The 13,065-nt window shown below is 63.0% G+C and carries 13 protein-coding genes; 8 read left to right on the top strand and 5 right to left on the bottom strand.

All coding sequences use genetic code 11. The features are described from left to right. Window positions 1-17 precede the first annotated feature (17 nt). From ACEW8Q_RS11760 to ACEW8Q_RS11740, 5 genes are all read right to left on the bottom strand, one after another. Window positions 18-1,388: an aspartate aminotransferase family protein gene (locus tag ACEW8Q_RS11760; protein WP_373504259.1), complete on the bottom strand. Its 1,371-nt coding sequence runs from the start codon at window positions 1,386-1,388 to the stop codon at window positions 18-20. 2 nt (window positions 1,389-1,390) lie between these two features. Beyond that, a complete protein-coding gene (locus ACEW8Q_RS11755; protein ID WP_373504246.1) occupies window positions 1,391-1,672 on the bottom strand; it encodes a hypothetical protein in 282 nt (93 codons plus the stop codon). Window positions 1,673-1,694: 22 nt separating this feature from the next. Next, on the bottom strand, window positions 1,695-1,877 hold the full coding sequence (locus ACEW8Q_RS11750; protein ID WP_373504245.1) for a hypothetical protein: 183 nt from the start codon (window positions 1,875-1,877) through the stop codon (window positions 1,695-1,697). A 103-nt stretch (window positions 1,878-1,980) separates the two neighbouring features. Next, window positions 1,981-3,276 carry a hypothetical protein gene (locus ACEW8Q_RS11745; RefSeq protein WP_373504244.1) on the bottom strand — a complete coding sequence of 432 codons (1,296 nt, stop codon included), beginning with the start codon at window positions 3,274-3,276 and terminating at the stop codon, window positions 1,981-1,983. Between the two features lie 5 nt (window positions 3,277-3,281). After that, on the bottom strand, window positions 3,282-4,064 hold the full coding sequence (locus ACEW8Q_RS11740; RefSeq protein WP_373504243.1) for an N-formylglutamate amidohydrolase: 783 nt from the start codon (window positions 4,062-4,064) through the stop codon (window positions 3,282-3,284). Window positions 4,065-4,224: 160 nt separating this feature from the next. Between ACEW8Q_RS11740 and ACEW8Q_RS11735 the strand changes: the two genes are divergently transcribed. Genes ACEW8Q_RS11735 through ACEW8Q_RS11700 form a run of 8 tightly spaced genes read left to right on the top strand, consistent with a single transcriptional unit; the run spans window position 4,225 to window position 12,869 of the window. Continuing rightward, window positions 4,225-6,069 carry an ATP-binding cassette domain-containing protein gene (locus tag ACEW8Q_RS11735; protein ID WP_373504242.1) on the top strand — a complete coding sequence of 615 codons (1,845 nt, stop codon included), beginning with the start codon at window positions 4,225-4,227 and terminating at the stop codon, window positions 6,067-6,069. After that, complete coding sequence (locus tag ACEW8Q_RS11730; RefSeq protein ID WP_373504241.1) at window positions 6,066-7,223, top strand: ABC transporter substrate-binding protein; 1,158 nt, start codon at window positions 6,066-6,068, stop codon at window positions 7,221-7,223. Before ACEW8Q_RS11735 ends, ACEW8Q_RS11730 begins: the two co-directional genes overlap by 4 nt. A gap of 10 nt (window positions 7,224-7,233) precedes the next feature. Continuing rightward, window positions 7,234-7,938: an ABC transporter ATP-binding protein gene (locus ACEW8Q_RS11725; RefSeq protein ID WP_373504240.1), complete on the top strand. Its 705-nt coding sequence runs from the start codon at window positions 7,234-7,236 to the stop codon at window positions 7,936-7,938. Between the two features lie 4 nt (window positions 7,939-7,942). Continuing rightward, complete coding sequence (locus tag ACEW8Q_RS11720) at window positions 7,943-8,830, top strand: branched-chain amino acid ABC transporter permease (protein ID WP_373504239.1); 888 nt, start codon at window positions 7,943-7,945, stop codon at window positions 8,828-8,830. Window positions 8,831-8,834: 4 nt separating this feature from the next. After that, complete coding sequence (locus ACEW8Q_RS11715; protein ID WP_373504238.1) at window positions 8,835-9,695, top strand: MurR/RpiR family transcriptional regulator; 861 nt, start codon at window positions 8,835-8,837, stop codon at window positions 9,693-9,695. A 12-nt stretch (window positions 9,696-9,707) separates the two neighbouring features. Continuing rightward, window positions 9,708-10,403 (top strand): cysteine hydrolase family protein, encoded by a 696-nt coding sequence (locus ACEW8Q_RS11710; protein ID WP_373504237.1) that lies wholly within the window; start codon window positions 9,708-9,710, stop codon window positions 10,401-10,403. Window positions 10,404-10,423: 20 nt separating this feature from the next. Beyond that, complete coding sequence (locus tag ACEW8Q_RS11705) at window positions 10,424-11,743, top strand: glutamine synthetase (RefSeq protein ID WP_373504236.1); 1,320 nt, start codon at window positions 10,424-10,426, stop codon at window positions 11,741-11,743. Further along, window positions 11,733-12,869: an amidohydrolase family protein gene (locus tag ACEW8Q_RS11700; RefSeq protein ID WP_373504235.1), complete on the top strand. Its 1,137-nt coding sequence runs from the start codon at window positions 11,733-11,735 to the stop codon at window positions 12,867-12,869. Before ACEW8Q_RS11705 ends, ACEW8Q_RS11700 begins: the two co-directional genes overlap by 11 nt. Window positions 12,870-13,065 lie beyond the last annotated feature (196 nt).

The following is a 13,065-nucleotide window of genomic DNA, read 5'->3' as shown; positions in this document are numbered from 1 at the left end:
GTCCTCGATAATTGTGTTCAGCCGAGAACTTCCTTCACGGCTTCCGCCATGGCACCGACGACCGTATCGGCCTCAGTAGGTGTCAGGCAAAGCGGCGGCGCGAATCCAATGATGTCGCCCTGCGGCATGGCACGCGCAATGACACCGCGTTTGAGCAGCGCTGCAGCGACTGCCGGACCGATCTTGCGGGCCGGATCGAAGAAGCGCCGCGCTTCCCGGTCTTCGACAAACTCTACGGCGCAAAGCAGACCTTCGCCGCGCACCTCGCCCACATGGGCATGTGAACCAACCGCATCACGCATTTCTGCATTGAGATATGCACCGGTCTTGCCGGCGTTTGCCACCAGGCCCAGTTTGTCGATGAGTTCGAGGTTCGCGACGCCGGCCGCCGCGCAGATCGGATGCGCCGAATAAGTCCAGCCATGGCCGATGGGACCGAACTCGTCGGTGCCCTCTTCCAGCACCTTCCACATGTCAGCCGACAAGATGGAACCGGAGAGCGGCGCATAGGCCGAGGTCAGTCCCTTGGCGATGGTAATCATGTCGGGCTTCATGCCGTAGTGTTCCGAACCGAACATGCTGCCCAAACGTCCAAAGCCCGTCACCACTTCATCGGCGATCAGCAGGATGTCATGCGCGCGAAGGACCTTCTGGATCGCCTCCCAGTAGCCCTTGGGCGGCGGCACCAATCCACCGGTGCCCAGCACGGGCTCTCCGATGAAGGCTGCAATCGTATCGGCACCCTCTTTCGCGATCAGCGCTTCAAGCTGTTCGGCGCAATAGGCCGAGAACTGTTCTTCGCTCATCGTCATGTCCGGACGGCGGAAGTAATAGGGCGCCTCAGTGTGGATCACCTGCGGCAGCGGCAGGTCGAATTGCTTGTGGAAGAGTTCAAGTCCGGTGAGCGAACCCGTCATGAGGCCGGAGCCGTGATAGCCACGCCAGCGCGAGATGATCTTCTTCTTGTGCGTGCGGCCAAGCACGTTGTTGTAATACCAGACGAGCTTGATGTTGGTTTCATTGGCGTCCGAACCCGAAAGCCCGAAATAGACACGCGACATGTGCTTCGGCGCGCGGTCCATGATCATCTTGGAGAGCGTGATCGAGGCTTCGGTGCCGTGGCCGACATAGGCGTGATAATAGGCCAGCTCCTTTGCCTGGGCGGCAATGGCATCGGCGATTTCGGGACGGCCATAACCGACGTTGACGCAGTAGAGTCCTGCGAAGGCGTCGAGATGCGTGACGCCATTGCGATCCGTGATGTGAACGCCCTTGCCACTGGTGATGATGCGGTCGTTCATTTCACCGCGGGCAAACTGACCGAGATGCGTTGACGGGTGAAAGAAATGGGCGCGGTCCCATTCGGCGAGCTGGTCGTTGCGAAGCATGGTCATTCCAATCTGATGATGGGCCCGGGCGGCGTGGTGTTCAGCACTTTCGCGCCCGAAGACGTGAGCAATTCGGCGTTGGAGATGAAGCCGTCGCCCTTGCCGGTCCCCATCAGCCACGAGAGAATGTGAATGCTCATGCCGGTTCGAATATCCATATCGGAGTCGGCGCGCAAGCCCACGACGGCACTTCCCCTCCCCTGCCCATGATGGCGGAACGCCAAGCCGGCGCAGTAGCCGCAACGATGCCGGCGGTTATGGGCGAGGCCGGCATTGTCGGCCACACCCTGCCAGGCGGCATGGATGTCACGTTGCCTTGTGGCGGGGTTTCATTGCGGCAATGACCGCCGCGAAGGCGCGCCGTGTCACTTCCACCATCTTCGCATCCTCGTCGCTGATGCTGCCGGCGCGCACGAGCGGCCCCATCCGCGCAAGGCAGCGCCAGATGCAGCCCGAGAGTTCCGAGGAATCGCCGGGACGCCGGCTCACCGTCCGTTCGCCCCAGTCAGGCGGATAGGAGAGGCCGATCTGAGACGACGGGCCGCCGTAGACCTCTACTTCCCGATGTGGCCGCCTTCGTGGGTAGCAGAGCTCAGTAAATCCGCTGCAGGATGCTTGCGGCTTCCTCGTCGCTGATGCTGCAGAACTGCCGGGCGTCCTCGCGCCGGCAGGCCAGATAGGCCTCGACGAGCGCCGATCCCATCCATGATGCCGCGGCTTCATGGTCGAAAGCCGCCAGGGCGTCGGGCAACGATTGCGGCAGCAGGCGAAGTCCCAGCCGCTCGCGTTCCCCGGCACCAAGCAGTTCCGGGTTCCTGGCAACGTTGACCGGCATTTTCTTCCGCTTCAATCCATCAAGCCCTGCCCCGATGAGCGCGGCAAGCGCCAGGTAGGCATTGGCGGTGCCATCACTGGCGCGATACTCCATCGAGGCCTTTGGATGGCGACCATCGGCATCGGCCTGCCGGGGCACCACGCGGATCATCGCTTCGCGATTCCTGAGGCCCGCGCAGGTATAGGGCCCGACCCAGCTATTGGGCCGCAGCCGCAGATAAGAATTGGAGGAGAGGCACGTGAACAACACAGCGGTTTCGGCATTGTCCAGTATGCCCTGCACGAAGGGTCCCGAGATGTCCGTCAGCCAGTCCTCTGCGACAGTGACGGACTTGCCATCGCGATACAGGCTGAAATGGATGTGCACGCCATTGCCGGCCGCGGTGGGTGTTGGCTTCGGAATGAAGCTGGCATGAAGGCCAAACTGCCGGGCGCCGTCGCGGATCGCTTCCTGCGTCAACACCACCCGGTCCGCAGCGGTGAGGGGATCGGCCGGAATGGAAGATATCTCGAATTGGTCCGTGCCATACTCAGCTTGGAACTGTTCCAGCCTGATGCCGGATTCCACCAGCGTCTGCATCACATGCGCGGCAAGCCCTGATACGGCACGGCCGGAGGACACGGAATAGGCAGGGTGCGCAACCTGGTTGAGGCCCCTGACGTTGAACTCATGCTCGAAAGCGACCTTCATCGTCAGACCCGCCTCCGACTTGAGGCGGTCCATGACAGATTTGAGCGCGGTTCTCGGGCAATAGGCCCATGGCGCACCATCATGCTGGCGCGCATCGCAGAGGACAAGGTCGAGGGCGGGCTTTCCGTCATAGGAGGGAAGCGCCAGCATCGCCGCCTGGTCGGGCAGAAGCCGGATCTCGCCCTGCTGGCCGAAGGGATTGTCGGCAGGGATGACGTTGGTGGGCCCGATCGAGAAATTTCCAGGCACCCAGGGAAGTCCCTCTGCCAGCGCCATCTTATGGCGTTCCTTCGGCACCGACCTGCCCCGCAGTATACCGGACAGATCCTGATGGCCTAGGAACAGGAAGTGCTGCTTTGCCATGTTGTTCAGCCGCCTGCCTTGGCGAGGGACAGCGGCAGCAATCGCGCGAGACGCTCCGCCCAGGCGGCTTGACCCTTCTCGGTTGCAATCAGGTCCTGCCTGATCTCGAGTTCGACATGCAGCAGGCCGCCCTTCTCGCAATGCACCGGCACGGCGTAGTCGCCAGTGTCATCGACGGCATAGGGTTCATTGACGCCAACCGTCAGATCGCCTTCCGCCTCGAGCAGCGCGATCAGCGTCCGCGCCAGCCGGTCGTCGCGATTGAACAATACGCCGATATGCCATGGCCGCGGCGCCGGGTAATCCCCGTGGCGTGGCGTGAAGCTGTGCATGGCGATGACGGTGGGCGCATTGCCGGCAAGCCGCATCCGGGCAATCTGCCCGGCGATCGCCCGCTGGTAGGGCCAGAAAATCTCCTGTTCGCGCAAGTGCGCCTGCTCCGCAGGAATACCGTCGTTGGCGGGAACGCGCGACCCGTCGCTCAGTGGCGCGATGGATGTCGGGTGGCCAGGCGGACGATTGCAGTCGATTACAAGGCGAGAGTAGCGCTGGAAAATGTAAGGTGCGTCCAACGCCGCGGAGAGCCGTTGCGAAACGCCATGGATGCCGATGTCGATGCCGATGTGGCGGTTGATGTCATCGTTGGAAATGCCGAGGCCGTCCAACTTCTCCGGCACGGCGTTCCCGGCGTGGTCGGCAATCAGAAGGAAGGGGCTGCGGCCTTGCAGGCGCTCTTCTCCAACGGGCCGCGGATCCTGCGCTCGCAGAAGCTGCTGGGAAATGTCCAAGGCATCACTCCGGGCTTGATGTTGGCTAGCGCTGAATGGATGTTTTCACTCTTGCGCGACATCTGGGAATACAGAAAATCTGTTGACATGGCAATATCGCTCTGTTGAACTTTGTTCCTGTTGAGCGGCTATCCAGCCGCCGGGGATGAAGCGCGCGGTCATGAAGGGTTTTCACCCATTGCTGAAGCCGGCCCTGGAAGCGGCGGCACTTGCCGCGCTGCTCTGCGGCGTCACGGCTGTGGTGGCGCTCGTGATGGGCCTCTCGGGGCAACGGCTCATGACGCTCTACTGCGTCAATCTCTGCGCCGTTCTGGCCATCCAGATTTTCAGTGGCAGCTCGGGGGTGGTGTCTTTCGGACATACCGCCTTCATGGCGGTGGGCGCCTATGTTTCGGCATGGTTCACCATGCCAATTGCCTTGCAGCGCACGGCATTGCCAAATCTTCCTGACTGGCTGGCGGGGCATGAACTGGCCGTGCCGCTGGCACTGGCGATCGTTCTGGTCGCGGGACTCGTGCTGGCCTCGGCGGCGGGACTGCCAATCGCGCGGCTGAACGGCGCGTCCGCCGCCATTGCCACACTCGGCTTTCTCATCGTGGTCTATTCGGTGCTCGCCGCTGCACGCGACTTCACGCGCGGCAACCAGGCCTTCTATGGCGTGCCGCGGGTGACCGACATCACGCTGGCGCTTGTCTTCGCATGCCTCTTCATACTCGCCGCCAGACTCTACAAGGACAGCCGCTACGGGCTGATGATGCGCGCCGTGCGCGACAACGAGACGGCGGCGCTCGCCGTCGGTGTCAGCCCGCAACGCATGCGCTTCGTGGCATGGGTGATCTCAGGCGGACTCGCAGCGGTGGCAGGCGCACTCTACGGCCATATGCTGGGCGCCTTCACCCCCAAAGACTTCTACTTCCACATGGCCTTCACCTATGTGGCGATGCTGATCGTCGGCGGCATGGGAACGGTGACCGGCGCAGTGGTTGGCGTCGGCTTCGTCATGGCGCTGCAGGAGGTGCTGCGGCAATTCGAGCGCGGCTTTACTCTGGGGCCAATCCAGATTCCGGAAATCTTCGGGGTGCCGATTGTCGGCGTCAGCCTCGCCATGCTGCTGGTGCTGTGGCTACGGCCGGCCGGGCTCGTGGGTTACACCGAATTCGCGCAAGGATGGTTTGGAAGGCCGTGGCTGCCCAAGGCACCGGACACTCAAGCTTCAGCCAGCATGGAGCCGCTTCGGGTGGAGAATGCAGTAAAGTCCTTCGCCGGCCTCACCGCGGTAGACGACGTAAGCTTCTCCATCGAACGCGGGCGGGTCACCGGGCTGATCGGACCCAATGGCGCTGGCAAATCGACGCTCGTCAACGTCATCACCGGACTCTATCCGCTCACTTCCGGCACGGTGGCGATCGGTGAACGCAACATCGGCCTGCTAGCGCCGCATGCCGTCGCCGGGGCCGGCATCTCGCGCACATTCCAGAATATCCGCCTATTCACCGGTCTCGGTGTTGGTGAAAATGTGGCAGTCGCCGCCCTGGCCAGAGGTGCAAGCCTGCGCGACGCCCTGGCCACCGCAGAGCGCGAACTTCATTTCGTCGGCCTCGAAGACTCCGGGCCGAAGAGAGCAGACAGCCTCGCGTATGGCGCAAGGCGGAGGCTCGAGATTGCCCGCGCACTCGCCGCCGAGCCGCGCTTCCTGCTTCTGGACGAACCGGCCGCCGGCATGAACCCCGAGGAAACGGACGATCTCGCAAGGCGCCTGAAAGGGCTGCCGCAAGCCCGGGGGCTGGGCCTCTTGTTGATCGACCACGATCTGAAGTTCATCATGTCATTGTGCGATCGTGTGGTCGTCCTCAATCGCGGCCGCCTGATCGCCGACGACACACCAGTTGGCGTGCAGAAGAATCCGGCCGTCATAGAAGCCTACACCGGCACGCGTGCTTCCCGCGTGACCGCCCAGCAGGAAGCAGAGGAAGCAGCAACAGAAAGACCTAGGGAGACGACATGATGCCGAAGTTCGTACTGAGACTTAGCGCTGTGCTCTTCAGCACGACGCTGCTTGCAGCCCCCGCTCTGGCCGAAGACTATCTGATCGGCGTCACCGCCGCACAGTCTGGCTGGCTGGCGACCTATGACCAGCCCTCTTATGCGGGCTTCAAGTTCTGCATCGACGAGATCAACGCGAAGGGCGGCCTCGGGGGCAAGCACAAGGCCGTCATCGACGTGCGCGACACGCGCTCGGATACGGCAGAGGCCGTGAAGGTCGCGCAGGAGTTCGCCGACAAGCAGGTGAAGTTCATCGTCTCGCCCGCCGATGGCGACCCGACCATGGCCATGGGCCAGATCACCAGCCCCGCCGGCATTCCGACCATGACCTTTGCCGGCACCGCACCTGTCCTCACCTCTGTCGGTGAATTCGTGTTCGGCAGCTATCCGGGTGACAACCAGCAGGCCGCTGTGCTCGGCGCCTATGCCGCCGAGCTGGGCTACAAGACTGCGTGGCTCCTGAAATCCCCAGATTCGTCCTACACCATGAAGGGCCCGGAGTATTTCGGCCAGGTGTTCGAAGCGAAAGGCGGCAAGGTGATCGGCGAAGGCTCCTTCACCCTGAACCAGCCGGACTTCTCGGCCATCGTCACCACGATCAAGGCGCTCGACCCGCAGCCTGACGTGATCACGACCTGGGCCTGGGAACCGGACTTCCCCGCCTTCATCAAGGCGCTACGGGGCGCTGGCGTTACCACGCCCGTGATGGGCGCCGACGTGCTCGACACGCCAACGGTGCGCGGCCTGGGTGACGCGGTCAACGGCATCATCCACACCTCGGGCGGCTATCCGGAGGAAGGCTCGAAGCATGCGGACTTCAACGCCCGCTTCAAGGCCGCGACCGGCACGGAGGCAGACACCAACTACGTGGTGAACGGTTGTGACATCGCGCTGATGATCGACGCTGCGGTGACCGCCGCGGGATCGACCGATCCCAAGGCAGTGCGTGACGCGCTGGCGAGCCTCAACGATTCGCCCGGCATCATGAGCAACTTCACCTTCGCGGGAACCGACCGCATGCCGCTTCGCCCGGTCGTGCTGGCGAAGATCGAGAATGGCCAGAAGATATTCGTCCGCCGGCAGCTCGCCGACCCGGCGACCATGCCGAAGCCCTGAGGCCGATCGCATGCTGAGCGTTGAGGGACTTGTCGTGCGCTACGGGCCAATCGAAGCCGTGCGCGGCATCGATTTCACCGTCAACCGCGGCGAAGTCTTCGCCTTGCTCGGAGCCAACGGCGCCGGCAAGAGCTCGACGCTCACCGCCATCGCGGGGCTGGTCAGGCCCTTCGCCGGGCGCATCCACTATGACGGCAAGCCGGTTTCCGGCTTGCCGCCTGAAACACTGTCGCGCGCCGGCATCGGGCTCGTGCCCGAAGGCCGGCGCATTTTCGCGAGCCTGACGGTAGCCGAGAACCTATGGCTCGGTGGCGCCGCTCATAACAGCACGGCGGAACGCCACCGCCTGCAGCAGGAGATCGAAGAACGTTTTCCCATCCTGCGCGAGCGCACGCGACAGAAGGCCGGCCTCCTGTCGGGCGGCGAACAGCAGATGCTCGCGATCGCGCGCGCGCTCATGACACGGCCGAAGCTTCTGCTGCTCGACGAACCCTCGCTCGGCCTTGCTCCCCAGATGGTCGAGAGGGTCTTCGACCTGATCGCATCGCTGCGCAAGGAAGGCCTCACGATCCTGCTCGTCGAACAGAACGTTCCGATGTCGCTCGAAATCGCAGACCGCGGCATCGTGCTCGCCAATGGCCGTATCGTGGTCGCGGGCACCGGCGGCGAACTCCTGCACAACAGCGGCGTCACCAACGCCTATCTGGCGGCTTGAACCCATGGATGTATTCCTCCAGCAGAGCGTCAACGCCCTCAGCCTCGGCGGGATCTATGCGCTCCTGGCACTTGGCCTCGCCGTGGTGTTCTCCATCGTACGTCTCATCAACTTTGCCCACGGCGAGATCATGACGATCGCTGGCTATGCGATCTGGCTCGCCCTGCTCTCGTCGGTCCCGGTCGCCGCGGCGATCTTCCTCGGCATCACTGTCGCCATGCTGGCCTCCGTCGCCATGGAGCGCGTCGCATTCCGCGCCATGCGGGGGGCGAGCGTCACCTCCCTGCTGATCACCTCCTTCGCAGTGAGCGAGATCATCAAGGTGCTGTTCCAGAACGGCATCTCGGCGAGGCCGGTGCCGATCGTCCTTCCGGCCTGGATGTCAGGCAGCCTCAACATGGGATTTCTCACCATCAGCGTCATGTCGGTGATCTCGATACTGGTGGTGGCATTTTCTCTTGTGGCGCTGTCGTTCATCCTCACCCGCACGACGCTGGGCGTGGCCATGCGGGCTGCAGCAGAAGATTTTCCGGTCGTCCGCCTCGTCGGCATCAAGGCCAATCATGTCGTGGCCCTGGCCTTTGCCATCTCAGGCGTGCTGGCCGGAGTTGCAGCAGTGCTGTGGGTGGCACAGCGCGGCTCGGTCGATCCACTGATGGGTGCTGCGCCAGTCTTGAAGGCTTTCATCGCCACGGTGCTCGGAGGGCTTGGTTCGCTCTCCGGCGCGGTGCTCGGCGGCTTCGTCGTCGGTGTGGTGGAAGTCTTCCTGCAAGGCTATTTGCCGGAATCGGTAGCGCCCTACCGCGAGGCAATATCGCTTTCGATCATCATCGGCCTTCTCGTGTTGCGGCCGGACGGCCTGTGGCCGGCGCCGAACGTCAACCGCAGCTAGCCACATGACCGTGCGTTCGCTCATCGACCGCCATCTCGCCGATTTCAGCGCCAGCGATACCCGCGTGGCGCGCCGCATCCTCGAGAAATATCCGGTGAGCGCCCTGGGCGGCATCGGGGACATCGCGCTGCAATCGGGCGTCAGCGCACCGACCGTCACGCGTTTTGTCAAGCGCCTTGGCTTCAAGCGGTTCGCGGATTTTCAGCGTGCGATCAGGCTCGAGGTGCAAGACAGCGAAGCCTCGCCTCTGGCGCTCTTCCGCAAGCACCAGAGCCAGCCGGCGAAGCGGTCCGATCCGGACCGCCTGATGGTCGAACAGATGACCGGCTCGCTGCGCAAGCTGCTCGAAACGCCGACGCAGCGCGCCCTGGACAAGGCGGCCTCGATCCTCGCAAACGCACGGTCCCGGATCTATCTGCTGGGTGGACGCTGGAGTTCAGCTGCCGCACAGTATGCCGCGTTCCAGTTGACGAGCCTGCGCGGCGAAGTGCATGTCCTCGCCCCGCAAGCCTCCGGCCTGCACGAGGACCGCATCGCCGACTTCACCCGGCGTGACGTGCTGTTAGCCTATGATTTCAGGCGCTACCAGGCTGAGACGATCGCCTTCTGCCAGACCGCGAAACAGCGCGGCGTGCAACTGGTGCTGTTCACCGATCTCGATCTGTCGCCCATCGCCGACATCGCCGACGTCGTCATTCCCGTAACCGTCGAAACCACATCGCCGCTCGAGACCCTGGCGGTGGCGCTGGCCGCGACGGATGCCCTGCTGGGCCGGCTTGTCAGAAAGCTGGGGCCACAGGCGAACCGGCGCATGGCGATGCTCGAAACACTCAGGCGCGATGCAAACACTCCCAAACTGCTCTGAAAGGACATGTCCATGCCTCTCAATTCCATTCCAGCAATCGATGCGGCAGGCGGCGCCTACCGCGAGCGCCCCATCGAGCCGCGAAAGACTGCCCTTCTTTCCATCGATATGCAGAATGCCGAATGGAGTCCTGAGCGAATGACGAAGGCCCGGGTGCCGGGCTCACCTGAATCATCCCATCTCTCGATCATGGAGAAAATCGAACACCAACTGATACCAAACCAGCAGCGCCTGCAGACGGCAGCGCGGAAGGCGGGCATCGAGGTCATCTACACGACGATTGAGAGCTACACGCTGGATGGGCGCGACCGCAGCCTCGACCACAAGATCTCGAACCTGTTCTGCGCCAAGGGTTCGTGGGAGGCGAAAGTGATCGCCGAAGTGGGCCCAGGGCCGAATGACATCGTCATCCCCAAGACCGCTTCGGGCATCTTCAACTCCACCAATATCGAGTATGTGCTACGCAACCTCGGCATCGAATATCTGGTGATCTATGGAATATGCACCGACCAGTGCGTCGAATGCGCCATCCGTGACGCCGCCGACCGAGGTTTCCTCGTCACGCAGATCGAGGATGCCTGTGCTGCCGTCGAAGAGCGCCGCCATGACGTGTCGATCGAACAGATGCGCGGCCATTATTGCCGCACGCGCACGACCGACGAGATAATCGCCGAGATCCAGGCGCTTTCGAAATCCACCGCAGACTGAATGAAAATGTGGAGAGCAGGATGAGTTCGCCTTCAACCGATGTGGCCTATCTCTGCTGGAGCGACTATGTCGGCATCACGCGTTGCCGTGGCGTGCCGGCAGCAGACCTGGCGAAGCGCATGGCCAAGGGCCTGGGCTGGGCCGCGGCGGGCCAGGCGCTCACACCCTTCGACGACATTGCCGACAATCCCTGGGGACCGATGACGGAGGTCAGGCAAACGCCGCGGCCGGAGACCGAAGTGCGGCTGGACCTTTGGCCCGGCACGCCGCCATTCCATATGCTGATGTGCGACTCGAAACTGAATGACGGCACGAACTGGGAATGCTGCACGCGCGGGTTCATGACATCGGCACTGGCCGACTTCGAGGCGGAGACGGGTCTCCGCTTCACCGCGGCCTTCGAGCACGAGTTCCTGCTCTCAGGCCCCGACCTGGCACTGGCCACGCCCTTTTCGCTCGAGGCGATGCGCGTCGCAGCCGGATTTACCGGTGCGCTGGCGGAGGCGCTGGAAGCGGCCGGCCTCGAGCTGCAGACGATCGAGCCCGAGTACGGCATCAACCAGTATGAGGTTTCGACCGCACCCGCTGCCGGCCCCATGGCCGGTGACCGGGCCATCCTGACGCGCGAAGTGATCCGCGAAGTGGCGCGGCGCCATGGCTATCGCGCCTCGTTCACGCCCAAACCCGCACCGAACGCGGTGGGCAATGGCGCGCATGTGCATTTCAGCTTTCTCGATCCGGACGGGAAGAACGCCGCATACGACCGCAATGGCATTGCGGAGGCCTCGCAGTTGGCGCAACATTTCGTCGCCGGGCTCGTCCGGCACCTGCCAGACATTTGCGCGCTCGTCGCGGGAAGCCCTGTATCCTACTACCGGCTGGGGCCACATCACTGGTCATGCGGCTATGCCAGTTTCGGCGTACAGAACCGCGAGGCGGCGGTCCGCATATGCCCCTCGCCCGATGCCGATCCTGCAGCGCGGCAAACCGGGTTCAACATGGAACTCCGCGCGCCCGATGCGACGGCAAGTCCCTATATGGTCATCGGCGCCATTCTCCGCGCGGGATTGGAAGGCATCCGGTTGAAACTGCCAATGCCGGCACCCGTCGACCGCGACCCAAGCGAGCTGTCAGCGGAGGAGATGAAAGCCCTCGGCATCGTCGCCCTGCCTGCAAGCCTTGAGGAAGCACTCGCCCGGCTGGAGACGAGTTCCGCTGTCCGCCAATGGATGGCGCCCGCCTTCTTGTCGTCCTATGTATCGGTCAAACGCAAGGAGATCGCCATGATGGAAGGAAGTTCCCCGGAAGAGATATGCGCGAGGTACCGCGATGCCTATTGAGCTTGCCACATCGATCCCGCTCATCGACCATCATTGCCACGGCATCACCGGCGAGGACCTCGACTATGTGAACTTCCAGAAGTTCATCTCCGAGAGCTATCGCCCGCCGCCGGATGGCACGAGCGATTTCCAGAAGCCCGTGGGTCTGGCAGTCCGCCGCTTCTGTGCACCGATGCTCGATCTTGAGAAGGGCGCTTCAGGTGCCGACTATGTGCGGCGCAGGCAAGAGCTCGGCCCCGAAGAAGTCAACCGCCGCCTGATGCGCGCCTGCGGACTGTCGCATCTGGTCATCGATACGGGCCACCGTGCCAGCATCATTCTCGACGTGCCCGCCATGGCGAAGGTTGCCGATGTCCCAGCCTTCGAGGTCGTGCGCATCGAGGCGCTGGCGGAGGAGATCATGCGCGGCGGTGTATCCGCGAATGCCTTCCCCAATGTCTTCGACGAACGCCTGCGGGAGCGCTCGCGCGATGCCGTAGGGCTCAAGACCATTGTTGCCTACCGCACGACTTTCGCCATCGACTACAGCCGCCCGTCTCGCGAGGCCGTGTCCCAGGCCGCGGGCCAGTGGATGAAGCGGTCCGAGGCGTCCGGCAAATGGCGTCTCGACGATCCGACAATCATCCGCCACCTGCTGTGGACAGCGGGAGAAGTCTGCCGCGAACGGAAGTTTCCGCTGCAGGCACATGTGGGGGTCGGCGATGCCGACATCCTGATGCATGCATGTGATCCAACACATTTCACCCCCTTCATCGCGGCGATGGATGAATGGGATGTGCCGATTACGCTGCTGCACTCCTTCCCCTTCATGCGCGAAGCCTGCTGGCTCTCGGAAGTGTTCCGCAATGTTTATTACGACGTCGGATTTACCCTCAATTTCGCAGCGCCTCAATCCGAGGCAATACTCGCCGAGGCGCTTGAAATGGGCAAGTTCTCAAAGATGCTCTACTCTTCGGATGCCTTTGGCCTTTCCGAACTTTACTATCTCGGTGCCTTCCTGTTCCGGCGCGCGATCTCGCGTGTCCTCGATCGGTGGATCGCGGAAGACTTCTGCTCGGCAGGAGACGCGGAAGAGATCGTTTCAATGATCGCATCCGGAAACACCAGGCGCATCTATCCTATCTGAGGGTGGCGGCACAGCGGTCAAACCGCATCCTCCTTGTTGTCCGCCTCCATCTCCCTGACCTGCACCCCGTTTTTCGGGCCATCGGAAGCTGGAAAATTCCAGTTATGATGGCAGGGCCGGAACGGGAGGATGACGATGAAGATGTCGAAGTTCAGCGAGGCGCAGGTCGCCTACATTCTGCGACAGGCGGAGGAAG

The sequence above is a fragment of the Aestuariivirga sp. genome (assembly GCF_041738905.1).
Lineage (GTDB): Bacteria > Pseudomonadota > Alphaproteobacteria > Rhizobiales > Aestuariivirgaceae > Aestuariivirga.
The sequence above is the reverse complement of the archived record's forward strand: the minus strand, read 5'-3'. Positions and strand labels throughout refer to the sequence as shown.